The organism is Corynebacterium sp. 21KM1197, assembly GCF_033783015.1.
Lineage (GTDB): Bacteria > Actinomycetota > Actinomycetes > Mycobacteriales > Mycobacteriaceae > Corynebacterium.
In genome coordinates, this window is the sequence record NZ_CP123907.1 from 269,779 (window position 1) to 296,413 (window position 26,635).

26 protein-coding genes are annotated in these 26,635 nt (G+C 65.9%); 25 read left to right on the forward strand and 1 reads right to left on the reverse strand.

Annotated features, from left to right (window positions below; genetic code table 11):
• Window positions 1–5 precede the first annotated feature (5 nt).
• The 19 genes from hemB (at window position 6) to OLW90_RS01400 (ending at window position 19,291) form a co-directional block, all read left to right on the forward strand.
• Window positions 6–1,049, forward strand: a complete 1,044-nt coding sequence (gene hemB, locus OLW90_RS01310; protein WP_319650525.1) for a porphobilinogen synthase — start codon at window positions 6–8, stop codon at window positions 1,047–1,049.
• Window positions 1,050–1,146: 97 nt separating this feature from the next.
• Entirely contained in the window at window positions 1,147–1,695 is a 549-nt protein-coding gene (locus OLW90_RS01315) for a hypothetical protein (RefSeq protein ID WP_319650526.1), read from the forward strand.
• Between the two features lie 231 nt (window positions 1,696–1,926).
• Window positions 1,927–2,334 (forward strand): hypothetical protein, encoded by a 408-nt coding sequence (locus OLW90_RS01320; protein WP_319650527.1) that lies wholly within the window; start codon window positions 1,927–1,929, stop codon window positions 2,332–2,334.
• 90 nt (window positions 2,335–2,424) lie between these two features.
• Complete coding sequence (locus tag OLW90_RS01325) at window positions 2,425–5,025, forward strand: heavy metal translocating P-type ATPase (protein ID WP_319650531.1); 2,601 nt, start codon at window positions 2,425–2,427, stop codon at window positions 5,023–5,025.
• Between the two features lie 15 nt (window positions 5,026–5,040).
• Window positions 5,041–6,111: a uroporphyrinogen decarboxylase gene (hemE, locus tag OLW90_RS01330; RefSeq protein ID WP_319650533.1), complete on the forward strand. Its 1,071-nt coding sequence runs from the start codon at window positions 5,041–5,043 to the stop codon at window positions 6,109–6,111.
• 5 nt (window positions 6,112–6,116) lie between these two features.
• Window positions 6,117–7,508 (forward strand): protoporphyrinogen oxidase, encoded by a 1,392-nt coding sequence (locus OLW90_RS01335; protein ID WP_319650535.1) that lies wholly within the window; start codon window positions 6,117–6,119, stop codon window positions 7,506–7,508.
• Between the two features lie 657 nt (window positions 7,509–8,165).
• A complete protein-coding gene (locus OLW90_RS11625) occupies window positions 8,166–8,336 on the forward strand; it encodes a toxin-antitoxin system HicB family antitoxin (RefSeq protein ID WP_413464481.1) in 171 nt (56 codons plus the stop codon).
• Between the two features lie 239 nt (window positions 8,337–8,575).
• On the forward strand, window positions 8,576–8,878 hold the full coding sequence (locus OLW90_RS01345; protein WP_319650537.1) for an urease subunit gamma: 303 nt from the start codon (window positions 8,576–8,578) through the stop codon (window positions 8,876–8,878).
• Window positions 8,879–8,890: 12 nt separating this feature from the next.
• Window positions 8,891–9,214 carry an urease subunit beta gene (locus OLW90_RS01350; protein WP_319650540.1) on the forward strand — a complete coding sequence of 108 codons (324 nt, stop codon included), beginning with the start codon at window positions 8,891–8,893 and terminating at the stop codon, window positions 9,212–9,214.
• Window positions 9,211–10,938 carry an urease subunit alpha gene (gene ureC / locus OLW90_RS01355; protein ID WP_319650541.1) on the forward strand — a complete coding sequence of 576 codons (1,728 nt, stop codon included), beginning with the start codon at window positions 9,211–9,213 and terminating at the stop codon, window positions 10,936–10,938. The genes OLW90_RS01350 and ureC overlap by 4 nt, the downstream gene beginning before the upstream one ends.
• Before the next feature lie 9 nt (window positions 10,939–10,947).
• Window positions 10,948–11,403 carry an urease accessory protein UreE gene (gene ureE, locus OLW90_RS01360; RefSeq protein ID WP_319650542.1) on the forward strand — a complete coding sequence of 152 codons (456 nt, stop codon included), beginning with the start codon at window positions 10,948–10,950 and terminating at the stop codon, window positions 11,401–11,403.
• Window positions 11,403–12,086 carry an urease accessory protein UreF gene (locus OLW90_RS01365; RefSeq protein WP_319650545.1) on the forward strand — a complete coding sequence of 228 codons (684 nt, stop codon included), beginning with the start codon at window positions 11,403–11,405 and terminating at the stop codon, window positions 12,084–12,086. Before ureE ends, OLW90_RS01365 begins: the two co-directional genes overlap by 1 nt.
• 38 nt (window positions 12,087–12,124) lie before the next feature.
• A complete protein-coding gene (ureG, locus tag OLW90_RS01370; protein ID WP_319650548.1) occupies window positions 12,125–12,754 on the forward strand; it encodes an urease accessory protein UreG in 630 nt (209 codons plus the stop codon).
• Window positions 12,755–12,809: 55 nt separating this feature from the next.
• Window positions 12,810–13,670, forward strand: coding sequence for an urease accessory protein UreD (locus OLW90_RS01375; RefSeq protein WP_319650550.1), 861 nt, complete (start codon window positions 12,810–12,812; stop codon window positions 13,668–13,670).
• Complete coding sequence (locus tag OLW90_RS01380; RefSeq protein ID WP_319650551.1) at window positions 13,670–14,677, forward strand: urea transporter; 1,008 nt, start codon at window positions 13,670–13,672, stop codon at window positions 14,675–14,677. Before OLW90_RS01375 ends, OLW90_RS01380 begins: the two co-directional genes overlap by 1 nt.
• Complete coding sequence (locus OLW90_RS01385) at window positions 14,667–15,698, forward strand: iron ABC transporter permease (RefSeq protein ID WP_319650556.1); 1,032 nt, start codon at window positions 14,667–14,669, stop codon at window positions 15,696–15,698. The genes OLW90_RS01380 and OLW90_RS01385 overlap by 11 nt, the downstream gene beginning before the upstream one ends.
• 19 nt (window positions 15,699–15,717) lie before the next feature.
• Complete coding sequence (locus OLW90_RS01390; protein WP_319650561.1) at window positions 15,718–16,728, forward strand: ABC transporter substrate-binding protein; 1,011 nt, start codon at window positions 15,718–15,720, stop codon at window positions 16,726–16,728.
• Window positions 16,725–17,480 (forward strand): ABC transporter ATP-binding protein, encoded by a 756-nt coding sequence (locus OLW90_RS01395; protein WP_319650566.1) that lies wholly within the window; start codon window positions 16,725–16,727, stop codon window positions 17,478–17,480. The genes OLW90_RS01390 and OLW90_RS01395 overlap by 4 nt, the downstream gene beginning before the upstream one ends.
• Window positions 17,481–17,578: 98 nt before the next feature.
• Window positions 17,579–19,291, forward strand: coding sequence for an ATP-binding protein (locus OLW90_RS01400; RefSeq protein ID WP_319650567.1), 1,713 nt, complete (start codon window positions 17,579–17,581; stop codon window positions 19,289–19,291).
• Window positions 19,292–19,688: 397 nt separating this feature from the next.
• On the opposite strand, the gene OLW90_RS01405 is transcribed toward OLW90_RS01400, so the two are convergent.
• Complete coding sequence (locus tag OLW90_RS01405; protein WP_319650570.1) at window positions 19,689–20,138, reverse strand: DUF2283 domain-containing protein; 450 nt, start codon at window positions 20,136–20,138, stop codon at window positions 19,689–19,691.
• 66 nt (window positions 20,139–20,204) lie between these two features.
• Here OLW90_RS01405 and hemL point away from each other — a divergent pair, with 66 nt between their 5' ends.
• The 6 genes from hemL (at window position 20,205) to ccsB (ending at window position 26,441) form a co-directional block, all read left to right on the forward strand.
• Window positions 20,205–21,533 (forward strand): glutamate-1-semialdehyde 2,1-aminomutase, encoded by a 1,329-nt coding sequence (gene hemL / locus OLW90_RS01410; RefSeq protein WP_319650571.1) that lies wholly within the window; start codon window positions 20,205–20,207, stop codon window positions 21,531–21,533.
• A 145-nt stretch (window positions 21,534–21,678) separates the two neighbouring features.
• A complete protein-coding gene (locus OLW90_RS01415; protein WP_319650572.1) occupies window positions 21,679–22,287 on the forward strand; it encodes a histidine phosphatase family protein in 609 nt (202 codons plus the stop codon).
• Window positions 22,288–22,327: 40 nt separating this feature from the next.
• Entirely contained in the window at window positions 22,328–22,933 is a 606-nt protein-coding gene (locus OLW90_RS01420) for a TlpA disulfide reductase family protein (protein ID WP_319650573.1), read from the forward strand.
• 4 nt (window positions 22,934–22,937) lie between these two features.
• The gene (locus OLW90_RS01425; RefSeq protein WP_319650576.1) at window positions 22,938–23,723 is read left to right on the forward strand and encodes a cytochrome c biogenesis CcdA family protein; all 786 of its coding nucleotides are present in this window, start codon (window positions 22,938–22,940) and stop codon (window positions 23,721–23,723) included.
• Window positions 23,724–23,753: 30 nt separating this feature from the next.
• Window positions 23,754–25,373: a cytochrome c biogenesis protein ResB gene (locus OLW90_RS01430; RefSeq protein ID WP_319650578.1), complete on the forward strand. Its 1,620-nt coding sequence runs from the start codon at window positions 23,754–23,756 to the stop codon at window positions 25,371–25,373.
• A 60-nt stretch (window positions 25,374–25,433) separates the two neighbouring features.
• Window positions 25,434–26,441, forward strand: a complete 1,008-nt coding sequence (ccsB, locus tag OLW90_RS01435; RefSeq protein ID WP_319650579.1) for a c-type cytochrome biogenesis protein CcsB — start codon at window positions 25,434–25,436, stop codon at window positions 26,439–26,441.
• Window positions 26,442–26,635: the final 194 nt, after the last annotated feature.

Here is a 26,635-nt window from a genome sequence, read left to right on the forward strand (position 1 = left end):
TTAGGATGGGACACGGCCTTATCCCCGACCGCGATTGGAAGATACCCGTGTCCAGCCTGACCCCTCCGGTGCGCAGGCCGCGCCGACTGCGCACCACCCCCGCTATGCGGGAACTGGTGGCCGAGACCGCCCTGCGTCCGGCCGATCTGATCCTGCCGATGTTCCTGGCCGAGGGCCTGGAGCAACCCAGGGAGATCGCCTCCATGCCGGGCGTACACCAGCACACCACGGACTCCCTGCTGCGCGCCGCCCACGAGGCCCTGGACGCCGGGGTGCGCTGCGTGGACCTCTTTGGGGTGCCGCTGCCGGAGAACAAGGACGCCACCGGTTCCGTGGCCTGGGACCCCGAGGGAGTGCTCAACCGGGGGGTGCGCGCGCTGCGCGAGGAGTTCGGTGACGACCTCCTGGTGATGGCCGATACCTGCCTGGACGAGTTCACCGATCACGGCCACTGCGGGGTGCTGGGCACCGACCGCTACGGGGTGAGCATCGTGGATAACGACGCCACCCTGCCGCTCTATCAGGACATGGCGGTGGCCCAGGCGTGGGCCGGGGCGCACATCGTCAGCCCGTCCGGCATGATGGACGGGCAGATCGCCGCGATCCGCGAGGCCCTGGACGCCCAGGGCTTTAGCGACGTGGCGATCATGGCCTACTCAGCCAAGTACGCCTCCGCTTTCTTCGGCCCCTTCCGCGAGGCCGTGGGCTCCTCCCTGGAGGGGGATCGCCGCGCCTACCAGCAGGATCCCGCCAACGCGCGGGAATCCCTGCTGGAGGTGGAACTGGACGTGGCCGAGGGCGCGGACTTCGTGATGGTCAAACCCGCCCTGCCCTACCTGGACATTCTGCGCCAGGTGGCCGATGCCTCCCCGGTGCCGGTGGCCGCCTACCAGGTATCCGGCGAGTACGCCATGATCCAGGCCGCGGGCCAGCGCGGCTGGGTGGACGGGCAGCGCGTGATGATGGAATCGCTGCTCTCCATCAAGCGCGCCGGGGCGGATCAGATCCTCACCTACTTTGCCACCGAGGCCGCCCGCTTGCTGCGCTAATGAGTTTTGCGTTTATGACCTCTCTTCACACTGCCCCTCAAACCGCTCCTCAGTGAGCCCCTCCGCAATGAGCCCTACGAGAATAAGAAAGATCCCCGTGCACCCAACACAACAACACGCCGATACCACCCCACCCGCCCGGCCCGAGAGCATAAGCCTCCTGGCGCGGGTATGGGGGCTGGTGCTGGGCGCGGAACTGCTCCACCAGGTGCTCTCCGTGGTGATGACGCTCATGGATACCTCCGCGCTCAAGGCCGCCACCAAGGAGATCGCGGAAACGCAGGGCGTGGGCGAGGAAATCCCGGAGTCCCTGCTCACCACCGCCACCTACCTGGGGGTGAGCCTTTCCGGGATGATCGCCATTGGCATAGTGGCGCTGCTGACCTGGCTGCTGCGCGTGCTGCACACCGGGCACAAGTGGGCCCCCGCCGCGCGCCGGGTGACCATGATCTTTGCCTTCTACTTCGTGGTACGCGCTGTGATGATCTTCTCCCTGACCCCGGGGCACACCAATATCCCTGTGGGCTTCTACGCTGCGGACGGCTCCTTGCAGATCCTCGCCGGGGTGGGCGCGGCGGTGGCCCTGGTCTTTGTGTTCCGCCGCGAGACCCTGGTGTGGACGGGGGAACTCAAGAGCGCGGAGTAGGGCTGTGCTTATTGGGGCTTATCGACGTCGCGGGGGTGCGGCGTCGATTTTTCTTTGCAGGTGTGCCTGTGTGGGTCCGGGGCGTCGATAAGCACTTTTCTCTGCCACCGTGTGACGCGTGTGATTCACTCCTGCCCCACACCGCAGCGAAGTGATTTTTCCTCGCCTCTGTGTGACTGGTGTGACTCCCACCAGCCCCACACCACCCCCGAGGCGGTAGGATCACCTGACATGTCGGTTGATGATCGATCCGTACCCCCGGCCCTCAAGGCGGCCTTTGGGCTGTGCCTGGTGGCGGCGGTGCTCATGCTGCTGGCCGCCTTCGCGGCGCTGAGCGATCTGCCCCGCGCCACCGGAACCACGATCCGCCTCAATCTCGGGGTCGTAGGCGGGGTGAATCTCCTGGTGGCGCTCATCATGGCGGCCGTGGTGCCCCGGCTGCGCACGCCGGGGAAGGCCGGGCTGGGCGCGCGGCGTGCGCTGGCCCTCGGTGGCGCGGCGAGCATCGCGGTGAGCGTGTTGGGGTTGGTCACGCAGACGGTGGGGGTGGCGATTCTGGGGCACGTGATTGTGCTGGCGTTTGCGATGTTGGCGTTGTATCGTCCCGCAGTCAGCGCTTTTCTGCGGGCAGCGCGGTGATACGCAGGGGCAACGCAGTGAGCGCGGCGAACACGGTGGGCTCAGGAAACACGGTGAGATAGGTGTGAAAGAAGGAAGAAGCGTGCGGGAATGGCCGATGAGGTAGCCCAGGCGATCAACCAGGCCAAGGAGGCCGCCGCCGAGGCGGGTTTTGGGGATCCGCAGGCGCTGGGGGAATCGGGGCGCAAGATCTCCCTGTCCTTTGATCTGGTGGGGCTCACGGATGCTCCGGAGATCGCCCAGATTGAGCGCGCCCTGGGGGAGATACCCGGGGTGCGGGCGCGGATCGTGTATCACAGCGCGATGGCGTGGATCACCGCCCCGGAGGGGCTGGTGCCCAATCAGATCGTGGAGGTGTGCGCCCGCTTTGGGGTGCAGGCGGTGCTCACCGATGACGCCCTGCGCCGCCAGAGTCTCTATCGGGCCGAGGACGTCGCTCCCGGGCAGGTTCCGCGTCGATTGCCACGCGGGAAGCACGGGCGGCGTCGCGCCGAGGCCGAGCGCCGCGATCTCGAACGGGCGCGGGCGGCGGGGTTCTTTCACCCGGATTCGGTGTGGCCCACCCCGGAACCGGGAGCCGCGCGGGAGCCCAGGGGCGCGGAAAAGCGCGCCGGTGATGTGCTCTATACCGCGCGCGATCTCATCACCACCCCGCGCCTGATCGTAGCCCTGCTGCTCACTCTGCCGGTGGTGGCGCTCAGTTATATTCCCCAGGCGCAGTTCCCGGGCTGGCAGTGGGCGTGCGCGCTGCTTTCCATTCCCGTGGTGAGTTGGTGCGCCTGGCCCTTTCACCGGGCGCTGGCCGGCGGCGTGCGCCGGGGTGCGGTGGCGCTGGACGGGGCGAGTTCCCTGGCGATCCTCGCGGCCTTCGCGTGGTCGGTGGGCACGCTGCTGTTCACGGAGGCCGGTTCCCTGGGCTGGCGGGGCACCCCGGATGTGTTTGCGCTCACCGCGCAGCGCTTCAACGAGGCGGAGTTGTTCTTTGACGTGGCCTGCGGCACCACGCTGCTGCTGTTGATCGGGCGCAAACTCTCCATTCAGGCGCGTTCCTCGCTGCTCGATGACCTCGCGGCACAGCGCGTGGAGCCGCAGTCCCAGGTGGTGCTGGTGAGCCACAACCGCGCCACGGGTAAGCCGGTGATGGAGGAGGTCTCCGTCAGCGAGATCAATGTGGGCGATGACATTTTGGTGCAGCCCGGCCAGCGGATTCCCGTGGACGGCGTGGTGATCGGCGGCAGCGGCACGGTGCGCCCCGGCGTGGTGGAGACGGTACTGCCCACCTCCAGCGGCCTGGTGCCGGTGGAGGTGGATTCCCCGGTGCGCGCCGGGGCGATCAACGTGGGCCAGCGGATCAAGGTGCGGGTACAGCGCACCGGGCACCGCACCCGCATCGCCGGGGTGGAGCGCTGGATCTCCGGGGTGAACGCCCTGCAAAACACGGCGGTGATGCTCTCCACCCGCTCCGCTCGGCTGTTGATCCCGGCGGCGGTGAGCGTGGCGGTGCTGAGCTTTGCCGGGTGGGTGCTGGGCACGGGCAATCCCGCGCTGGCCTTTGGCACGGCGTTGGCGGTGCTGGCCTGCGTGGCCCCTGCGGCGCTGGCTCTTTCCTCCGCGCTGGCCCTGCGCCTGGGCGTGGAGACGGCCGCCCGGCACGGCATGCTCCTGCGCGAGGGGGCGGTGATGCGCCGCTTGCAGGGGGTGGACACGGTGATCTTCAACCGGGTGGGGGCGCTTTCCCACTCGGACATGACGGTGGAGACCGTCACGGCGGACGTGGGGGAGAACCCCGATCTGGTGCTGCGGGTGGCGGCGGCGCTGTGCCTGGAATCGGAGCACACGGCCTCGCGCGCCATCGTGCATGCCGCCCGCCAGGCCCGCGATCACGATTCCGGCGGGGACATTCCGCACTGGATCGACGTGAATCACGCGCACATCGATGAGGACGGCACCTTTCACGCCCAGATCGACCTCCCGGTGCGCGATGCCCACGGCCAGCACTCCCGTCAGGTCAGCGCCAGCCTGTGGCGGCCGCACAACCTCTCCGAACTTTCCGGCAGGCTTGCCGACGCCGCCTTTAGCGGCGGCACGCCCCTGGTGGTGCGATGGAACGGCCGCGATCGGGGCGTGATCTCCCTGCACGACACCGTGCGCGAGGACGCCGCCGAGGCGGTGGCGCAGTTGGAGTCGATGGGCCTGGAAACCATGATGCTCACCCGCGATGCGTACCCCGTGGGGCGTCGTTTTGCGCGTCGATTAGGCATCTCCCAGGTGCTCGCGGGGATCTCCGCAGGCCGCAAGCCCTACGCCGTGCGCGGGGTACACAACCGGGGCGCGCGGGTGGCGATGGTGGGCGATTCCTCCGTGAGCGAGTGCCTGAAGGTGGCGGACGTCGGCGTGCTTATCGACGCCGAGGCGCAACTGGACAAGGCCAGCCGCTCGGAATCCACGGGGGCCGACGTGGTGCTGCTGCGCCGCGACGTGAGTGCCATCGCCCAGTTGATGGGCCTGGCCCGCAAGGTATGCACGGTGGTGGATCGCAATATCCTCTTCGCCTGGGCCTATAACGCGGTAGCGGTGGTGGCCTCCGTGGCGGGGCTGCTGCACCCGATGGCGGCCACAGTGCTCATGCTCGCGGCGTCGCTGGTCATCGAGGCGCGCTCGAACTCGGTGCGCAAGTATCCGGCCGCGTAGGGCAGAATCGGGGGCATGAGTTCACCCGCACGCCGCTTACTGCACGCCGCCCCGCTTCTCGACGCCGCCGCAGGCCGCACCCCCACCCGCACCCCGGTGTGGTTCATGCGCCAGGCCGGGCGCTCCCTCCCGGAATACCGCAAGGTGCGCGAGGGCATAGCGATGCTGGATTCCTGCTTCATGCCGGAACTCCTCGCGGAGATCACCTTGCAGCCGGTGCGACGGCACGATGTGGACGCTGCCATTCTCTTCTCCGATATTGTGGTGCCGCTCAAGGCCGCCGGGGTGGGGGTGGACATCGTGGCCGGGCGGGGCCCGGTGATGGAGCACCCCGTGCGCAGCCGCGCGGACGTGGAGGCGCTACCGCCCCTGGAGGCCCCGGTGCCGGGGTTGAGCGAGGGAATCGCGGGCGTGCTGGAGGAGTTGCGCGCGGATCAGGTGCTCATTGGCTTTGCCGGAGCCCCCTTTACCCTGGCCAGTTACCTGATCGAGGGCGGCCCCTCCAAGGCCCACCAGCGCACCAAGGCGCTCATGCACACGGAGCCGGAGACCTGGCACCTCCTCATGGATCGCCTGGCCGATACCGTGGTGGCCTTCCTGCGCCAGCAGATCGAGGCGGGCATTGACATGCTCCAACTCTTCGATTCTTGGGCTGGCTACCTCAGCCAGCGGGAATACCGGGAGTTTGTGCTGCCCTATTCCACCCGCATCTTCTCCGAGGTGGCCCAGGCGGGGATTCCCCGGATTCACTTTGGGGTGACCACCGGGGAGTTGCTGGGCGATATGGCCCTGGCCGGGCCGGACGTGATGGGGGTGGACTGGCGCGTGCCCCTGGATACCGCCGCCGAGCGTATCCACGCCGTCGCCGGGCCCAAGGTACTTCAAGGCAACCTCGATCCCGCCATGCTCTTTAACGGCGAGGAGGTACTGCGCGCCGAGGTGCGCCGCGTGAAGGAGGAGGCGCGCCGGGCGGTGGCGGCGGGGCATGCTACCGGACACATCTTCAACCTGGGCCACGGGGTGCTGCCGGATACCCCGGCGGAGGCGATCACCAAGGCCGTGGCCCTGATCCACGAGGAGGCTTAACACTCATGCGCTACGCCATCATCGGGGCCGGTCTGGCCGGACTGACCTGCGCCTACGAGATCACCCGCCAAGATCCCCAGGCCGCCGTGGAGGTCTACGAGGCCGCCGACCGCATCGGCGGCAAACTTCTCACCGTGCCCTTTGAAACCGGCCCGGTGGACATGGGCGCGGAGGCCTTTGTGGCCCGGGACGCTGCCGCCGTGGAGTTCTTTCAGGAACTGGGACTGGGCGAGCACCTGGTGTACCCCTCTGCCCTGCGCTCCCTGCTCTACACGGGTGGCGCGAGCGTGGAATTGCCCCGCGATACCCTCATGGGCATTCCGGCCACCAGCGCCGCCGTGGCGCACCTGGTGGGCGAGGAGACGGCGCGGCGTATCGACGCCGAGGCTACCGCACCCGCCATCGCCTGGGAGCCGGGCGCGGAGGTGAGCGTGGGCGCCCTGGTGCGCGAGCGCTACGGGGACGAGGTGGCCGATCGCTGCGTGTCCGCGCTGCTCGGCGGGGTGTATTCCTGCGCGGCCGATGACCTCGGGCTGCGGGCCACCATTCCGGCCCTGGCCGAGGCGATGGATGATCTGGCGTGCGCGGGAACCCCGGTGACGCTCTCCGGGGCGGTGGCGGCGGTATTGGAGCGCCGCCCCGGCGGCACGCTGGACAAGCCCGTCTTTGCCACCTTTGCGGGCGGCTACGCGGAACTCTACGAGGCCCTGGCACAGCGCTGCGCGGAGCGGGGCGCACAGATTTACGTGGATGCCTTTGTGGCCGGGCTCGGCCGCAGCGGGCCGGGATTCAACCTCAAGGGCGCGGGCGAGGGCACCTATGACCGCGTGGTGCTGGCCACCCCCGCCCCCACCACGGCGCTCCTGCTTAATGGCGTGGCCCCGCAGGCCTCGGCGGCGCTGCGCGGGGTGCGCCTGGCCAGCAGCGCGGTGGTGGGCATGAGGTTCGATTCCGCCGAGGGCCTGCCGGAGAACTCCGGGGTGCTCGTGGCGGCTGATGAACCTGGTATTCGGGTTAAGGCGTTCACCTTGTCCTCGAAGAAGTGGCCGCACCTGGACGCGCGCGGTGGCGCGGTGGTGCGCGCCAGCTTTGGCCGCCTGGGGCAGGATGATCTGGTGCGTGCCGAGGAGGATGATCTGGTGGATTATGCCCTCGATGACTTGCAGAAGATCACCGGCTTCGATGGCCGTGCGGCGGGCCTGAGCGAGATCTTTGTGCAGCGGTGGTTTGGTGGGCTGCCCTGCTATGGGCCGGAGCACTTGGACACGGTGGCGCGGGTGCGCGCCGCGCTGGCGGAGGTGCCGGGCGTGGACGTGACCGGGGCCTGGGTCGGGGGAGTGGGGGTACCGGCGGTGCTGCGCGACGCCCGAGCGGCGGGGGAGCGGGTGAGCGAGTAGGGGGAGATGGGTAAGTAAGTGTGTATGTAAGTAGGTAAGTAAGTGGTTTGCCGCAGAGGGGAGAGGGAACCGCATGAGCAGTATGGCTATGACCACGGAGGAACTGCTTATTCGTGCGCGTTCTTCGCGGGCGGAGGCCACGTGAGCGGGGTCTGAGCCGGGGTACCTCCCATCGCCACTGTGGGCCTACATATAGCATCGTTTTATCTCGTAGGGGATAAAAGTGCTCAACTCATGGAACGCGTGAAGAATGCTTCGGCGGACATGGCGTTTCGGGACGTGCAGAAGGTATGCGATTACTTTTTGAGGCTCGCCCTTCAAGGGGTACATCGCACCGTTCGTATAAGACATTATGGCTGGGAGATCCTCGTGTGAATATTCAAAATCATCACGGGAAGGCTAAGGCGCATCAGGTTCGTCAAGTTATTCAAGCGGTAGATCGTCTGGAAAATATCGGATTAAGGTGCGTCAGTGAAAGGGCGGACGATCATGGATGCTGAGAAGTACATGTACCAAGTGACCTGGTCGGGGGGATGGGGAATATGTGGCTACCGCCTTAGAGTTTTCCTCCTTGTCGTGGCTCGCGCCCCGGCGGCGAGAAGCGGAGGATGGGTTGGTGGCCCTCGTCGAGGAAGTGCTCGCTGATATGGAGGGGCAGTGTTGCAGCGACCCCCTGAACCCACGGGGCAACGGTCTTATTCGGGAAAGTTTCAGGTGCGAACCTCGCGCCTTGTTCATCGCAATTTGGTGATGGAGGCCGCTAGTGAGGGTATTTCCCTGAATGTTCTGGTGAATAAGAAGCTCATGCGTAGTTGGCGTGCCGTGTGAGGCGAATAGCAGCGTGAGGGGGCAATCTCCGAGAGAAAGCGTCGCGGGGTGTGGGGGAGATGTGCGTTCTGTGGGGTATGGCCTAGATATTTGCTCTAAGGATCGGCCACTTTCGGGGGTGGGGGCGCGAACTGAAGGGGAATAAATACTTTTCTTATCTAATTATTGTGCCCCCGAACGTGCCGCGCGGCGGAGGGGTGTATCCTACATTCTATCGCTGTATAGAAAAGGGGAGAGGTATGCACCTACAACCTCGTGAGCAGGAAAAACTCCTGATCGTGGTGGCCGCGGACCTGGCCAGGAGGCGTCAGGCCCGGGGATTGAAGCTGAACTATCCCGAGGCCGTGGCCATCATCACCTATGAGTTGATGGAGGGAGCGCGCGATGGGCGCACGGTGGCGGACCTGATGAGTTGGGGCACCACCATCCTGAAGGCCGAGGATGTCTTAGAGGGGGTGCCCCAGATGATCGAGGACGTTCAGGTGGAGGCCACCTTCCCCGATGGCACCAAGCTCGTCACCGTCCACCACCCCATCCGATAGGAGGCGTCCCCGATGATTCCCGGAGAATACGTGCTGGTCACCGAGCCGCTGATGTACAACAAGGGCAGCCGGGCGATCCGCATAGAGGTGACCAATACCGGCGATCGCCCGGTGCAGGTGGGCTCGCACTATCACTTCGCGGAGGCCAACCCCGCGCTGGTCTTTGATCGCGCGGCGGCCACGGGGCGTCGCCTGGATATTCCGGCGGGCACCGCCATGCGCCTGGAACCGGGGGATACCACCACGGTGGCGCTCATCGAGTTGGGAGGGCGTCGAATAGCACGCGGCTTCCGCAACATGTTCAACGGCCCGGTGGACAAGGGGGAACGAGCATGAGTTTTGAAATGAGCAGGGCACAGCACGCCGCGCTGTACGGCCCCACGGTGGGGGACATGGTGCGCCTGGGAGATACCGAGTTGTTCGCCCGCGTGGAGCGGGATCTCACCGCCGATGGTGAGGAGGCCGTGTTTGGCGGCGGGAAGATGATCCGCGTGGGCATGGGCCAAAACGGCGAGCACCGCCGCGAGGAGGACCCGGACATGCCCGACCTGGTAATCACGAACGCCCTGGTGGTGGACCATACCGGCGTGTATAAGGCGGACGTGGCGGTGCGCGATGGGCACATCTGCGGGATCGGGCACTCGGGCAACCCGGACATGATGGACGATGTGACCATTCCCATCGGGGTGTCCACGGACGTGATCGCGGGGGAGGGGAAGATCCTCACCGCCGGGGGCATTGATACCCACATTCACTTCATTAGCCCCGATCAGATCGAAACGGCCCTGACCTCCGGGATCACCACCATGATCGGCGGCGGCACCGGCCCCTCGGAGTCCTCCAAGGCCACCACGATCACCCCCGGCCCGTGGAATATCCACGCCATGTTGCGCTCCCTTGATGGCCTCCCCATGAACTTCGGCCTGCTGGGCAAGGGGCACGCCACGCACACCCGCGCCCTGGCCGAGCAGATCGAGGCCGGGGCCATCGGCCTGAAAGTCCACGAGGACTGGGGCGCCACCCCCGCCACCATCGACCTCGCGCTGCGGGTGGCGGATGAATACGACATCCAGGTTGCCATTCACACCGATACCCTCAACGAGGCGGGTTTTGTGGAGTCCACCAAGGCGGCTATCGACGGCCGCGTGATCCACACCTTCCACACCGAGGGCGCGGGCGGCGGGCACGCCCCGGACATCATCACTCTGGCCGGGGAACCCAACGTGCTCCCGGCCTCCACCAACCCCACCCTGCCGTACACCCAGAACACGGCGGAGGAACACCTGGACATGCTCATGGTCTGCCACCACCTGCGCCCGGATCTGCCGGAGGACGTGGCCTTTGCGGACTCGCGCATTCGCACGGAGACCATCGCGGCGGAGGACGTCCTGCACGATATGGGCGTGTTCTCCATCACCTCCTCGGACTCGCAGGCGATGGGCCGGGTGGGGGAGACGATCCTGCGCACCTGGCAGGTGGCCGATTCCATGAAGCGCCAGCGCGGCCGCCTCCCGGAGGACGAGGCCTCCGGGGAGCCGGGTGATAACGTGCGGATTCGCCGCTACGTGGCTAAATACACCATCAATCCGGCCCTGGCCCACGGGATCGCGGATTCCGTGGGCTCGGTGGAGGTAGGCAAGTTTGCCGATCTGGTGCTGTGGGAACCCAAGTTCTTTGGGGCCAAGCCGGACGCGATTATCAAGGGCGGGCAGATCGTGAGCAGCGTGGTGGGTGACCCCAACGCCTCCATTCCCACCCCGCAGCCCGCGCTGTACCGCTACGCCTTTGGCGGCTACGGCACAGCCCCACAGCAGAACTCCCTCACTTTTCTTTCCCAGGCCGCCGTGGCGGCCGGGGTGCCGCAGCGGGTGGGACTGCGCAAGCAGATCCGCGCCTGCTCGGGTATCCGCACCCTGAGCAAGAAGGATCTCAAACTCAACGGCGCCACTCCACACCTGAGCGTGGACCCGGAAACCTACGAGGTCCGCGTGAATGGGGAACTCATCACCAGTACACCCGCGCAGCGCCTTCCCCTGGCGCAGCGTTACTTTCTCTTCTAAGGAGCAGCGATGATTATTACCGCCATCGTGGGCAACCTCCGGGACAACCCGGATCTGATTCCCTCGGAGGATCACCGGGAGATCGTGTGGCTCGACGATCAAGCCCGCACCAAGCGCACCCAGCGGCTCACCACCGATCACGGCACCGAGGTGGGGCTGCGCCTGCCGGCGGGGCACCCCGACCTGCGCGACGGCGACGTGCTGCTGTGTGGTGGGGGACAGGCGATCGTCGTGAAGGCCCGGCCCAGCGACGTCCTGGTGATCGCCCCGCGCAGTATTCACGAGATGGGCGTGGTGGCGCACTCTCTGGGCAACCGGCACCTGCCCGCGCAGTTCGATGAGGAGCGGATGGTGGTGCAGTGGGATTCCACGGTGGTGGACTTCTTGGAGCACCACCGGGTGCCCTATCGCCGCGAGGAGCGCGTCATGCCCGTGCCGTTCCGCCACGCTGAGCACACCCACTGATGGTGAGTCTGCACGCCCGCCTGGCGCTCATGCAGCTGGCGGACTCCGCCCTACCCACCGGCGCGTTTAGCCACTCGCTTGGGTTCGAGGGATACATGGACGCCGGAGTGATCTCCGGCCCGGAGGAGTTCGCCGCCTGGTTGGAGATGTTCGTGCGCGCCCAGTTGGCCTCCACCGAGGCCGTGATCGTGCGCGAGGCCTACCGGGCGCGCAGCCAGGAAGAGGTGCGCGACCTCGATGACCTCGCCACCGCAGCCGCGTTGCCCGCCGAGGTGCGCCGCGCCGGGATCACCATGGGCACGCGCCTGCTCAACATCGCGGAGCAATCCGACGCCGGGGAATGGCTCACGCCCTATGCCCGGGCGGTGCGGGAGGGCGAGGCCTACGGGCACCAGTCCGTGACCTGGGGCCTGCTGTGCCGCCAACTGGGAATCCCCGAGGACGAGGCGGTGGCCGCCCACCTGCATGCCACGGTGATCTCGCTGACCCAAAACGCCGTGCGCGGGGTGCCGCTGGGGCAGGACGCCGGGCAGCGGATCATCGCGCGGGCGCGCGCGTGGGTGGAAAGCGCCACCGAGGACTCCGCCCGGTGGGGCCGCGAGGACATCGGGGCCATGCCGCCGGGGCTGGAGATCGCCCAGATGAGGCACGAGGTTCAGCGCGCTCGCATGTTTATGAGTTGAAGAATGGGCCTTACCGAGAGCAAATAAGGCGTAACAACATGGCAGAACATACCCAGAGCACCCCCGTGCGCATTGGCATCGGCGGCCCCGTGGGGGCGGGAAAGACGCAACTGGTGGAACGCCTCACCCGCGCCCTGGACGGGGAACTGTCCATGGCGGCGGTGACCAATGACATTTACACCATCGAGGACGCCAAGATCTTAGCCCGCAATAGCGTGCTGGCACCGGAGCGGATCGTGGGCATTGAGACCGGGGGCTGTCCGCACACCGCGATCCGCGAGGACCCCTCCATGAATGAAGCCGCCGTGCGGGCATTACAGGAGAAGTTCCCGGATCTGGACCTGGTGTTCATCGAGTCCGGCGGCGATAACCTCTCCGCCACCTTTTCCCCGGAGCTGGTGGACTTTTCCATATACATCATCGACGTGGCCCAGGGAGAGAAGATTCCGCGCAAGGCGGGCCAGGGCATGATCAAGTCCGATCTCTTCCTCATTAATAAGACCGACCTCGCCCCCTACGTGGGCGCGGACCTAGACGTGATGGTGGCCGACGCCCGCGAGTTCCGCCGCGATAAGCCCTTTGCCCTGACCAACCTGCGCACCGACGAGGGCCTGAGCACTGTGATCGAGTGGATCAAGCGCGACGTGCTCATGCTGGACCTGCGGTAGCGGACGGGCCAGTGGGTAACCAGTGGGCAACCAGGAAGAGGAGGCGGGAGCGGCCATGACCCCCAGCACGACCTATACCGGGGAACTGGACCTGGGCGTGGCCCTGCGCCCGGGGCCCGGCGGCGCGTCGCACAGCGTGGCCACCCACCAGTACCACCGAGGGGCGCTCAGCGTGCTGCGCCCGCACTACCTGGATGACTCCGGTCAGGCCATGTACACCGTGCTCAACCCCGGCGGGGGATTTTTGGGCGGGGATTCCTATCGCCTGGGGGTGCGGGTGGCGCAGGGGGCGTCGTTACTGCTGAGCAGCCAGTCCGCCACCAAGGTCTACCGCAGCCCCCAGGGGCCGGCCACCCAGGACATGCGGGTGCGCCTGGAGGAGGGCGCGGTGCTGGAATACGTGCCGGATCAATTGATCGTGTACCGCGAGGGACGCTACCGCCAGCGCGCCCTGGTGGACATGCACCCCGGTTCCTCCCTGCTGCTCACGGACATCGTGACCCCCGGCTGGGCACCCGATGGCTCCATCTTCGGGTGGCGGGAACTCAGCCTGCGCACCGAGGTGCGGTGCTCCGGGCGCAGGCTGGCCGTGGATCACCTGCGCCTGCTGCCCGGCGAGGGGGTGACCGGCCTGGGGCACATGGAGGGATACACCCACGCCGGAACCCTCATGGCGGTGGACGCGCGCCTCAACGACGAAGCCGTGGCGCAGATCGCCGCCCTGGTGCGCGCCGAGGAACACACACGCAGCGGCATGAGCCGGTTGCTGGAGGCACCGGGCCTCCCGGCCGGATTCGTGGTGCGCTCCCTGGCCCGCAACACCGGGCACCTGCGCGATCTTCACCTGGCCATCGCCGCGTGCCTGCGCGCCCACCTGCGTGGCCAGGGCCCGATTGAGATGCGGAAGTACCAGTGATGAGCCTATTTTCTTCCCTCTCCCAGATATACCTCGTCTCCTCGTGGCGGGCGGGGGTGGTGATCGCCCTGGCCCTGGCGTTGTTCTCTCCGGCCCTAGCGGCCGGTGCCCTCACCGGAGCGGTGCTGGGCATCGCGTGCCACGTCGTTTTCTCCTGGTGGCGGCGGTGGAGCCCGCGCCTTACCGGTACGGCCCCCGCTGTCACGGCTATCGACGCTCCCTTCACCCAACGCGCCCGTTCCGGCCTCCTGGGTTATAACGGCGCGCTCATCGGCGCGCTGGTGCTCACCCGTTGCGAATGGACCATGGCCGCCCTGGTCTGGATGCTTCTGGGTGTGCTCGGTGCGGTGGCGGTGCAGGTGCCGCTGGAACGCTTCCTTGCGTGTTGTCCCGGTACGGCGGGATTGCCGGTGCTCACCGCCCCGTTCTGCGCGATGGGTACCGTCTTGTCCCTGACGCTACCCGCAGCGGTGGCTGCGCCGCCTGCGGGGGAGATGTCTCTGGGCTTCGCTCTCCTGGGAATCCCGGCCGCCTTTGCCCAGGTGAGCCTGGGTTCCGGGTGGCTTGTGGGGCTGTTGATCCTGGTGGCCCTGGCCAATGCTGTTCCCAGGACCGCCGCCTGGGGTACGGGCGCTGCGGCGCTGACCCTGCCGGTATTGTTCTGGATTCCCGTGGTGGACTTTGCCAGCGGGGCGTGGAGTTACTGCGCGGCTCTGGTGGGAATCGCCGTGGGGGCCACGTTCACCGGAGAACCGGATAGGGCGGTGAATAGGGCGGCGGGCCCCGCTGCGACTTCTGCTGGAGGGAGCGTTGATCGGGGCGCTGACCGGAGTATGAGGGGCACGGGTGTGTGGCGTCACCGCGTGATTCCGGTCATGGCGGCGGTGGCTCTTGCCCTGCTGATACAGGCTGCGTTCCTATGGGCGGGGTGGCCGGTGCTCACGTGGCCCTTTGTGATCTCCACCTGGGCGGTGTTGATTGTGCAAGGATTACGCTATGGCCGATGAGTTAGGTCTTGGCGCGGCCCGTCGCCGCGCCCGGTTCTGGGCGCTGGGCCTGGCGCTGACGCTGGTAGCGGTGGCGATCCTGGGCGTGCTCGTGGGATCGGTATGGCTCCCGCCGAGTGCCCTCTACGGGCTGATCACGGGGCAGGACGCCGGGATCCACGGCACCATCGTGGGGCAGGTGCGCCTGCCCAGGGTGCTCCTGGGCCTGACGGTGGGCGCAGGCCTGGGGGCCTGCGGGGCGGCCTTGCAGGCGATGGTGCGCAACGACCTTGCCGATCCCCACCTGCTCGGCATCAGTTCCGGGGCCTCCTGCGGGGCGGCGTTGGCGATCCTGCTGGGGCTGGGCGCGGGGTGGCTGGAACACGCCCTGCAAGTGATGGCCTTCCTCGGGGCGCTCCTCGCCGGGCTGCTGGTGTACCTCACCGCGCGCGCCGGGGGCAGGCTCACCGCCCTGCGCCTGGTGTTATCCGGGGTGGCGGTGGGCTACGCACTCTCAGCGGTGACCAGTTTCCTCATCATGGCCGTGGGCAACACGGAGGGCACCCGCTCGGTGATGTTTTGGCTGCTCGGCTCCCTGGGGCTGGCGCAGTGGAACTCGCCGCTGCTGGTGTCCGTGGCGGTCACCGCCGTGGTCGTGGTGGGCTTGACGCTTTCGGCCCGGCAGCTCGACGCCCTGGCTATTGGCGACGCCACCGCCCACGCCGTGGGCCTGTCCCCGCAGCGCGTGCGCGCCCGGCTGCTGGTGCTCGTGGCCGCCTGCGTGGGGGTGCTGGTGGCGGCGTCGGGAAGCATCGGCTTTGTGGGCCTGGTGATTCCGCACCTGGCGCGCCGGGCGGTGGGGGCGGCGCACAGGTACGTGATTCCCATTTCCGCGCTGATGGGCGCGGTGCTGGTGGTGGGCGCGGATATTCTGGCGCGCACCGTGCTGTCTCCCAGGGAGATACCCGTGGGCGTGATTACCGCCTTGATCGGCGCGCCCTTTTTATGGAGCGTGATCCGCAAGGGTCGCGCCGCTTATTAAAAAATTAAGGAGAATGAAGATGCTTCATCGCAGGACCGCCTCCCGCACGGTGCTCGCCGTGGGGATTGGTGCTACGTTGCTGGGCGCGAGCGCGTGCTCGACCTCTCCGGACACCAGCGCCCAGGCCCCGGGCGTGGAGGGCTATCCCGTGACGGTGCACAACTGCGGCCAGGACGTGACCTTCGAGCAGGCCCCCAATAACGCGCTGCTGCTCGATAGCGCCCCGGTGTCCACGCTGAGCGCCCTGGGTGTGCTGGAGAGCGTGACCGCGCGGGCGGGTGCCTACCCGGAGGAGTATTACTCCACGGAGGATAACGCCCGGCTGGCGGCCATGACCTCGCTGACCGATCAGGTGGATGGCACCGGCCACATTCAACTCTCCAAGGACGTGGTGCTCGCCCAGGGGGCGGACGCGGTGTTTGGGCACCTGGACAACGTGGATCGGGAATCCCTCGACCGCGCCGGAATCCCGGAGATCATCGAGCCGATCTTCTGCCACTCCCGCACCACCCCGGCCAGCATGGAGGACGTGTACGAGCAGGTGAGCCTCTATGGGCAGATCTACGGAATCCCGGAGAAGGCCGAGGAGGTCAATCAATCCCTGCGTGAGCGCGTGGTGGCCGCCAGCGCCAGGGCTCAGGAGGATGACCGCCCGGAGAAGCCCACCACCGCCGCCGTGCTCTATCCCACCGTGGGTGGCGGGGCCACCTTTGCCTACGGGGCGCGCTCCATGGCCACCCCGCAGTTGGCGGCCGCGGGCCTGGATAACGTCTTTGCGGACATGAGCGAGCGCATCGCGGAAATCAACGTGGAGGAATTAATCCGCCGCGACCCGGACGCCATCGTTTTGCTCTACACCGAGGGCGATCCCCAGCGCGTGCGTCAGGCGCTCGAAGCCCTGCCCGGGGCCGATCAACTCACCGCCGTGCGCGAGGGCAATGTGATGGTGCAGTTAATGAACTACACCGAGCCCGGCACGCCGCAGGCGGTAGACGGGCTGGAAAAGATCGTGGAGAGGTTCCACCCGTGATCCAGGCCCGGGGCCTGCGGTTTTCCTACGGCGCGCGCCCGGTGCTTCACGACGTCTCCCTGGCCACGCGAGGCGGCGAGGTGTTGGGCATCATCGGGCCCAACGGCAGCGGCAAAAGCACCCTGCTTGGGGTGCTCGGCGGTTCTCTCAACCCCTCCGCCGGGGAAGTAACAGTGGATGGGCGGACGCTCAGCGACCTGCGCCCCAAGGAACGCGCCCGCCGCATGGCCGTGGTGATCCAGGAGGCCGAGCCAGCGCTGGGACTCAGCGCGGCCGAGGTGGTGCTGCTCGGCCGCAACCCCCACCTGGGGGACTTCCAACGCCCCGGAACCATCGACGAGCGCGCCGCCGCCACCGCCCTGGGCGAGGTGGGGCTGGCGGATCGAGCAGGGTGCAGCCTTTCCGAACTCTCCGGCGGAGAACGGCAGCGCGTGGCCATCGCCCGCGCCCTGGCCGCGCAGGCTCCCCACCTGCTTTTCGACGAACCCACCAACCACCTCGACGTGCGCTACCAGCACGAGGTGCTGGCGCTGATTCGCCGCAGCGAGGCCACCGTGGTGGTGAGCCTGCACGACCTCAACCTGGCGGCGCGATATTGCGATCGCCTGGTGCTCCTGCATCACGGGGAGGCCGTGGCGCAGGGCGCGCCGGAGGAGGTGCTGGAACCGGGGCTGATCGGGGAGGTCTACGGCCTGCGGGTGCACCGCGTGGCGGTGGGTGGTGTGGTGCAGTTGCTCTTTGAGTTGCAGTGAGCACAAAGTTGCGATGTGGTCTTGAACTGGGGTTTTGAGGCCACACTGCAAAAAGTTGCGGTGTGTTTTTGCAGTGTTGCGGTCTAGACTGCAACTTTATGAAGTGGACGAGTGACGATGTGGCGCGAGTGTTGGCCGATATGCGCGATTGGGGCGATGATTTCACCCTGATTGAGGCGAAGGCGGCGGCAGGGGGACTGCCGGAAAACTTGCCGGAAACCATGTGCGCCTTTGCCAACATGCCGCAGGGTGGAACGGTGCTCTTAGGCGTGGACCAGCGCAGAAACTTCGAGGTGGTAGGGGTATCTGCGCCTGCGGACATAATCCAGGGGCTCTTGAGCCAAGTACGCAACGAGATACTCCCGGCACCGCCGGTGAATACCTATCCTCTTGAGATCGAGGGGAAAACGATAGTGGTGGCGGAGGTGAGTGGACTTTCTCCACGCCAGAAGCCCGCTCGCTTCCGGGGGCGGGCGTATCTGCGCCAGGCAGACGGGGACTATGTGATGAATCCCAATGACCTCGCAATGATCGAGGTTGAGCGAGTCCACGAGGCTGAGCGCGTGGAATATGACGCCATGCCGGTCCGAGGAACCACCAGTGAGGATCTCGATTCTGCTTTGGTGTCCGAATATCTTGCCTCGGTGCGGCGCGGCAGTCGGAGGCTGCGTGAGGTATCGGACGAGGACATTCTGCGTATTACGGCGGTGACAACACCCGAAGGCGAACTGACGGTGGCGGGATTGTACGCCCTGGGGTACTACCCTCAAGGGCAACGACCAGCTTTAGCCGTGACCGCTGCGGTACGGTTACCACACGATGGAAGCGGTATCCGCAATCAGAATCGACAGGATTTTGATGGCCCGCTGCCGGTGTTGCTTGACGATATTCAGCAATGGGTTATGGCGAATATCGGTACCACGGACGTGTATCGGGCGGACGGAGGCATGGAACATCGACCGGATTTTCCGTTGCGTGCTGTGCGTGAAATTGTGGCCAATGCGTTAGTGCATCGCGACCTCGGGCCACACACCGTGGGGGCGGGGGCGAGAGTGCAGATCAGAATACTTCCTGAAAAGATGATTGTGGTCAGTCCCGGCGGTTTGAAGAACCTTTCCGTGGACGAACTAAGGTCGGGTGAGTTCCGTCCACGAGCGGTGAATCAGCGTCTTTATGAGATGTGCAAGCACTTACACACGGACAGCGGTGCGGGAGTGATCGAGGGGGAAGGAGGAGGTATCCGAGAGGCCCTTGCGGAAACTCGCGACGCCGACTTGCGCCGTCCCCGCTTCATCGATCGCGGAGTGGACTTTACAGTCATGCTGCGCGGTGGATCGGTGTTTTCCCGCGAGGACGAGCGCGTTCTGCATAACCTGGCCCCGGGGATATACCTCAGCCATGTGCAAAAGGCGCTTTTGCTTTCTCTTTCTACGGGAGAATCGTGGAGCGTAGCCAGAATGGTGTCTGAGTTTTCTCCCCTCACCAGGACGGAGGCCGATAACGCACTGGCATTATTGCTCCAATTGGGTTTGGTGGCGGTGACTCCACAGGGGATACGGCTTATGCGGGAACCGATCTTCCAGGGGGCCAGGGGACAATCCTTGCCACGGGACATCACCAAGAACGGTCCCGCGATATTGGCAGCAATGCCAGAGGATAAGGCGGTGACGTTCCAGGAACTTGGTCAGGGGACGGGTCTGGCGCCCGGGGCGATTCGATATGCGATCAATAAATTAATAGAGGCGGGCTACGTGGTGCGAGATGGTGGCCAGGGTGACCGTTCCACGAGCTATCGGCGTATCAAGCCTTGATGCCTGCCCTGGCAATGACTATTCTGGTGTACTGACAGCCCACCTTGACTGTCGCAAACGGCGAGAACCCTCACCCATTGGCTTAGGATAAGTGAGGGTTCTTGTGAGACTAGCTGAGCAGTCCGATAACCGCTTCTACGATTGCGCGAGCGATTACGTTTTCTGCCAGCCGCCCCAGGTACCGTCGCATGGAGTTGCCTCTCCTGCGGCGGTTCCTTTTATCTTCGCTTTCGCGTCGATGGTGGGCCATTCGTCTCACCTCCTCCCTGTCAGTCGAAGGTGCTACCTCGTCGGGTGCGTGCCTCCGCCAGGTGGTGGAGACTTATCGCACCACCAGGAGGAACCAGGAAGTTTCCCGGCAAAAATAGCGTACACCGGGAGCGTGACCAGGGGAGTGCTATTCCTGCTCCCAGGCGATCTTTTCCCGGTGGTGCTGGCGCTGCGGCCGTATCAGGTATGTCACCTCGGCGTGGGCTGGCAGGTCCGTCCTTTCGCCCTCCATGAGGGGAGCGGAAAACTCCCGCGTGTCCCCGGGCGGTATGCCCTCCCATGCGGCCGCGAACGTGCGGCCTTGCTCATCGCGGGCGTCGGGGCAGCACAACATCACCTCGTGCAGGGTCTCGCTGCTGGTGTTGATGATCGTCCACGTTCCGGGCCGTCCCGGGGCCAGCTTCACACGATGAGTCCCTGCCGGAAGCAGCCGCGAGACGTGTGGGATCTCGATGGCCAGGAGGCGTCCGTGGGCATCGAAGTGGCAGCGCACGGTCATGTCGGCGGTGGAGGACGCCGGTGCCGAGGAGAGGGAAAGCAGGGCGGTGTCCGAGGGGGCGTCGTAACGCAGGTGCATGAGAATAACGGTATTCGAACACGCGCTCAGGGCCCCGCGTCCCGTCCTCCCTCTACAATGGCCCTCATGACTGATCTGCCTGCCACTTCTGCTCATACTCAGGAATCCGCGCGCTGGTTGGAGCGCACCTCGCAGTTCATTCCCGGCGGGGTGAACTCCCCGGTGCGCGCCTTTGGCTCGGTGGGAGGCCAGGCGCGGGTGATCCGGGAGGCCAAGGGTTCGAGGCTTATCGACGTGGATGGAAACGAGTACGTCGATCTGGTGTGTTCCTGGGGCCCCATGCTGATGGGCAATGCCCTTCCCTCCATCGTGGAGGCCGTGCGCGAGGCCGCGCTGAGCGGCTTGTCCTTCGGCGCGCCGTCGATAGCCGAGGCGGAGTTGGCGCAGGTGATTGTGGAGCGTACCGCCGCCGAGCAGGTGCGCCTGGTGAACTCCGGCACGGAGGCCACGATGTCGGCGGTGCGCCTGGCGCGGGGATTCACCGGGCGGACCAAGATCGTGAAGTTTGAGGGCTGCTATCACGGGCACGTGGACGCGCTGCTGGCCTCGGCGGGTTCGGGCGTGGCCACCCTGGGGCTACCGGATTCGCCAGGGGTGACGGGCGCGGCGGCCGCGGATACCATCGTGGTGCCCTATAACGATCTGGACGCGGTGCGTCGCGTCTTTGCCGAGCACCCTGGTCAGATCGCGGCGATTATCGCGGAGGCGGCGGCGGGCAACATGGGCACGGTGGCTCCTCAGGAGGGGTTCAACGCTGCGCTCAAGGAGATCGCGCACGCCGATGGCGCCCTGCTGATTCTCGATGAGGTCATGACCGGCTTCCGCACCTCCTATAACGGCTGGTACGGGGTGGATCGCGTGGCCGGTGACCTGGTGACCTTCGGCAAGGTGGTCTCCGGTGGCCTGCCCGCGGCGGCCTTTGGTGGGCGGCGTGACGTGATGGAGCACCTGGCCCCGCTGGGCCCGGTGTATCAGGCGGGCACGCTCTCGGGGAACCCCGTGGCGGTGGCGGCGGGGCTGGCCTCGCTGCGCGCGGCCACGGAGGAGGTGTATGACGCGGTGGGTTCGCACGCCAACCGCCTCGCCATCCTGCTGCACAAGGCCCTGGAGCGCGAGGGCGTGGCACACCATATCCAGCGCGCCTCCTCCATGCTTTCCGTGCGCTTCGCGGAGGGTGAGGGACGCAACTTCCAGGACATGCAGGCGGCGGAGACCTTCCGGTACCCGGCCTTTTTCCACGCTTTGTTGGACGCGGGAGTGTACGCTCCCCCGAGTGTCTTTGAGACGTGGTTTGTGTCCAGCGCGCTAAGCGACGATGATTTTGAGCGGATTGAGCGCGCCCTCGTACCCGCGGCCAAGGCGGCTGCGGCGGCCACGGCGGCGGATACCGTCTAGGTCAGTAAGGTCAGGGCGGAAGGCCCGCCTCCGCGCCCTTGTCTTAGGGTGTCGCCTTAGAGCATGAGCGCAGGCGGTGAAAAATACTGCCGAGCGCGCTGTGCCCCGGCGCACCAGAACCGCAACCTTAAAGAGAAAGCGACCCATGAGCACCACCATTGTCCACCTGGTCCGCCACGGCGAGGTGTATAACCCCGCCAAGATTCTCTATGGCCGGTTGCCGGGATACCACCTCTCCTCCAGGGGGCAGAGCCAGGCGGCATGCACGGCCCGCGCCTTCGAGGGGCATGAGGTGGCCTATCTCGCCGCGTCCCCGATGGAGCGGGTGCAGGAGACTTCTGCACCCATCAAGGAGGTCACCGGCTGCGAGATTCGAACCGATGACGCCCTGCTCGAGGCGGGGAACCGCTTTGAGGGACTGCGCGTCAAGGGGTGGCGTTCTCAGCTATGGAATCCGGTGCGGTGGCCGCTCATGGTCAATCCCACCCTGCCGAGCTGGGGCGAGCACTATGATGCGATCTTGGAGCGCATGAAGGGCGCGATCGAGCGCGCCAGGGTGGCGGCGGAGGGCCGCGAGGCGATCCTGGTGAGCCACCAGTTGCCCATCGTGATGGTGCAGCGGTGGGCGGCCGATAAGCCCCTGGCCCACAATCCGGCCACGCGCCGCTGCGACCTGGCCTCCGTGACCTCCCTGATTTTCCAGGACGATCAGTTGGTGGAGCACCGCTACAGCGAGCCCGCCCGAGAGATATAGGGCCAGGATATTGAGGGACAAGGTACAGGGGAGCGCGGCCGTGAATGATGGGAAGAGGACTCTTGCCGCCGTGCTCGTCGCGGGAGCGGTGGCGGGCCTGGCGGCGTGTAGCGCGGAACAGACCGCCGGGCAAAACGCCGTGAGTCAGGGCGAGGGTTCCTTTTCCTTTTATTCCCCGGGTGGGGCCACGGAGATCTTCTACGAGCCGCAGGATCGCCAGCCCGTGCAGGACTTCTCCGGGGATTCCCTCATGGAGGAGGGAACCACGGTTGCGCTCTCGGACTTTGAGGATCAGGTGGTGGTGCTTAACTCCTGGGGCCAGTGGTGCGCCCCGTGCCGCTCCGAGGTGGATGACCTGGAGGAAACTCAGGAGGCGATCACTCCGCTGGGGGCCACGGTGCTGGGCATTAACGTCCGGGATTATAACCGGCAGATCGCCCAGGACTTCGTCAAAGATAACGGCGTGACCTACCCCTCCCTTTACGATCCGCCCTTCCGCACCGCCGCCGCCCTCGGTGGCGTTCCGGCCAGCGTCGTCCCCACCACCATCGTGTTGGATCGCCAGCATCGCCCCGCGGCGGTGTTTCTGCGAGCGATCACGGCGGGGGAGCTTATCGACGTCGTGACGCGTATCGCCCAGGAGTAGCACCGTGGGAGAATACCTAGCCGACCTCACCACCTCCGGGCCCCTGATCCTGGGGGTGCTGGCCGCCGCCCTCGCCGGGTTGGTGTCCTTTGCCTCCCCCTGCGTGGTGCCCCTAGTGCCGGGATACCTTTCCTATCTGACGGGCACCGTGGGCGGGGAGATGAACTACGAGGGGGAGCACGGGCCCCAGGTGGGCAAGCGCAGGCAGTGGGCAGTGGTGCTCGCGGCGTTGCTCTTTGTTCTGGGCTTTACCGTGGTCTTTTTGCTGGCCACGGTTACGGTCTTTGGCGTGATCGGCACGCTGGCGGTGCAGGCGGAAACCCTGATGAGGATAGGCGGTGTGGTCACCATTCTCATGGGCCTGGTGTTCATGGGCCTGGTGCCGGGCCTGCAACGCGATACCCGCATGAACCCGCAGCGCTGGACCACCTGGCTGGGAGCCCCCCTGCTGGGCGGGGTCTTTGCGCTGGGGTGGACGCCCTGCCTGGGCCCCACGCTGACGGCCATCATCTCGGTGTCAGTGGGCACCGAGGGCATGACGGCCGCGCGCGGCGTGGTACTCATCATCGGCTACTGCCTGGGCCTGGGCCTGCCTTTTATCCTGCTGGCCCTGGGTTCGGGTGCGGCGCTGCGTGGTGTGGGCTGGCTGCGCAGGCACACCAGGGGAATGCAGATTTTCGGTGGGGTGCTCATGGTGCTCATCGGCCTGGCGCTGGTCACGGGCCTGTGGGCGGAGTTTATTACCTGGGTGCGCCAGTGGACCGTGGAATACGGCGCCACGCTGGTATAGGCCCTTGACGTTTAAGGAGGAAAGCACACGATGAAGCACGCGGCGAGGTACCTGCGGCGGGCCTGGAATTGGCTCACCAGTATGCGCACGGCCCTGGTGCTGCTGTTCCTCCTGGCGGTGGCGGCCATTCCCGGTGCGCTGTTGCCCCAGCGCAATCTGAGCCTGGCCAACGTGGAGGAGTACCTCGCGGAGAACGGCCAGTTGGCGCAGATCTATGATCGCCTGCAACTCTTTGACGTATTTAGTTCCACCTGGTTCACCGCCATTTATGTGTTGCTGATGATCTCGCTCGTGGGCTGCATTATCCCGCGCAGCCTGGAGCACTATAAGGCCATGCGCACACCCCCGGTGCGCCCGCCCAAGCGCCTGGAGCGGATGCCGCACCACAGCTCGGACGTGGACACGCGCGAGGTATTGGAGTTGGAGTCCGTGGTGCGGGAGCGGTTTTCCCGGTGGCGGGTGGCGGAGTACTCCCCGCAGGAGGATCGCGCGGGCAAGCGCGCCTTCTCCGCTGAGCGCGGTTATGCGCACGAGTTCTTCAACCTCGTTTTCCACCTCTCCCTGGTGGCGCTGCTGATCACGGTGGGCCTGGGCAGGATGGTGTACTACGAGGGGCACGTCATCGTGGTCACGGAGTCCGGCTCGAATGACGCGCTGGCGCTCAACCAGTCCACGGAGTTCTGCAATACCTCCCCGGCCAACTTTGATTCCTTCCGCGCCGGGCCGCTTTTCGACGGCACCGGCCTCAACCCCTTCTGCTTCCATGCTCATGACTTCACCGCCGATTACCTGCCCAGTGGCCAGGCGGAGATGTTTAGCTCCAATATCTCCTACGCGGAGGGGGAGGACATCACCAAGGACCCCGCCACCTGGGAGGATTATGAACTCAAGGTGAATCACCCGCTGCGCATGTCCGGGGATCGCCTCTATCTCCAGGGGCACGGCTTCGCACCCACGTTCACGGTGACGTGGCCCAATGGCGAGCAGCGCACGCAGACCCTGCAATGGCGGCCGGACGATCCCACTTTCTTCCTCTCCTCCGGCGCCATGCGCTTTGACCCCCCGGCGGGCATGTACCCGGATCTGTACGAGCGCCGCCAGAACCAGCTGGCCATTCAGGGCCTCTTTGCCCCCACCGCGCAGTGGTCGGGTGAGAACGGGGAGTTGCTTACCTCCGCCTTCCCCACCATGCGCGATCCCGCCGTGGCTATCGACGTCTACCGGGGCGATAACGGCCTGGACACCGGCGTGGGACAGAACATCTTTACCCTCGACCCCACGCTGATCCACGCGGGGCAACTCCAAAAGATCGACCGGGTGAACCTCAGCCAGGGCCAGTCCGTGACGCTGGACGATGGCACCGTGGTGACCTTCGAGGGCGCCAACGAGTACGCCAACTACGTGGTGGCCTCCGACCCCACGCAGATCTGGGTGTTGGTGTCCGCGGTGTCCATGCTCGGCTCCCTGGTGGCCTCGCTCATGGTGAAGCGCCGCCGCGTGTGGGTACGCCTCTCCCCGGCGTCGGGTGGCGGAACCCTGGTGGAGATGGCGGGCCTCGCGCGCACGGATCGCGCCGGGTGGGGAGCGGAGTTCGAGGTGTTGCGCCGCCGTATCTTAGGCCTGTCGGAGGAGGACGAGGAAGAGGAATAGGCTGAGGTTGGTCTGGTAGCGTCTGCTGTCAGTACACGTTCGTGGAGGAAGAAGCCAAAAATGTCTGTGAATACCAGCCTGGCGGGCCTGTCTGATAATACGTTCCAGGCCGCGTTTCTGGTGTACTCGGTGGCCCTGGTGGCCTCCTTGTTTTATTACGTGAAGATGCAGGGAATCATTCGCCTGCGCAGGGCGGAAAAGGCCGTTCCGGTGATGGCGGGGGCACCGGCGGTATCGGACTCCAAGACCGATGCCCCGCCGCAGGAAGGCGGCCCAACCCTGGAGGAGCGCGAGGCCAGCGCCGCAAAATGGGCCGGGGCCACCCAGGCCCTGGTGTGGACGGGCATTATCCTTCATGTGATTTCCGCCGTCACGCGCGGCCTTTCCGCCGGGCGCTTCCCCCTGGGTAATCTCTACGAGTACGTGCTGGTGGTTTCCTGCATCACCCTCGCGGTGGCGGCCGTGGTGGTGCAGCGCCGTGGGCAGCAGGTGGTGTGGCCGTGGATTCTCACGCCGCTGCTGGTGCTGATGTTTATCGGTGCCACCAAACTCTATGCCGATTCCGCCCCGGTGGTGCCGGCCCTGCAATCCTATTGGCTGCCGGTGCACGTGACCACGGTGTCCACGGGTGCCTCCATCGGCATCGTCTCCGGCGTGTTTTCCCTGCTGTATCTGCTTCGGGTGTGGCAGGCCCCGGGCAAGGAGGCCCAGGGGGGCGTGGCCGGGTTCTTCGGCTCGATGGCCGCGCCGCTGCCCTCTGCGGAAAAACTGGATTCTATCGCCTATAAGTTAGCTGTGTTTACCCTGCCAATTCTGGGCATGGGTATTATTTTCGGCGCGATTTGGGCGGAGGACGCCTGGACGCGATTTTGGGGTTGGGACCCCAAGGAGACGTTCTCCTTTATCTCCTGGATTCTCTACGCCGCTTACCTGCACGCACGGGCCACGGCGGGCTGGAAGGTCGGGGCAGCCTGGGTGAATATCTTGGCGATGGGGACGATGGTATTCAATCTCTTTTTCATTAACCTGGTGGTCTCGGGTTTGCACTCTTATGCAGGTTTGAATTAAAAGTTCCGCCTATTAGGATTCGAAATATGGCGGTTATTGCAGGGAGTTTAAGGCGGGCGGGTTTGTGGTTTTTATGATGAAGTATACCGTTTTGTCCATCGCTCGGGAACTCTCTGGTCTATGTCTGAAAGCATGGTCAGACGTCAGGTTAGGGCCATAATTTCATACATTTCGCCTGGGAGGGTGGGGTGCGC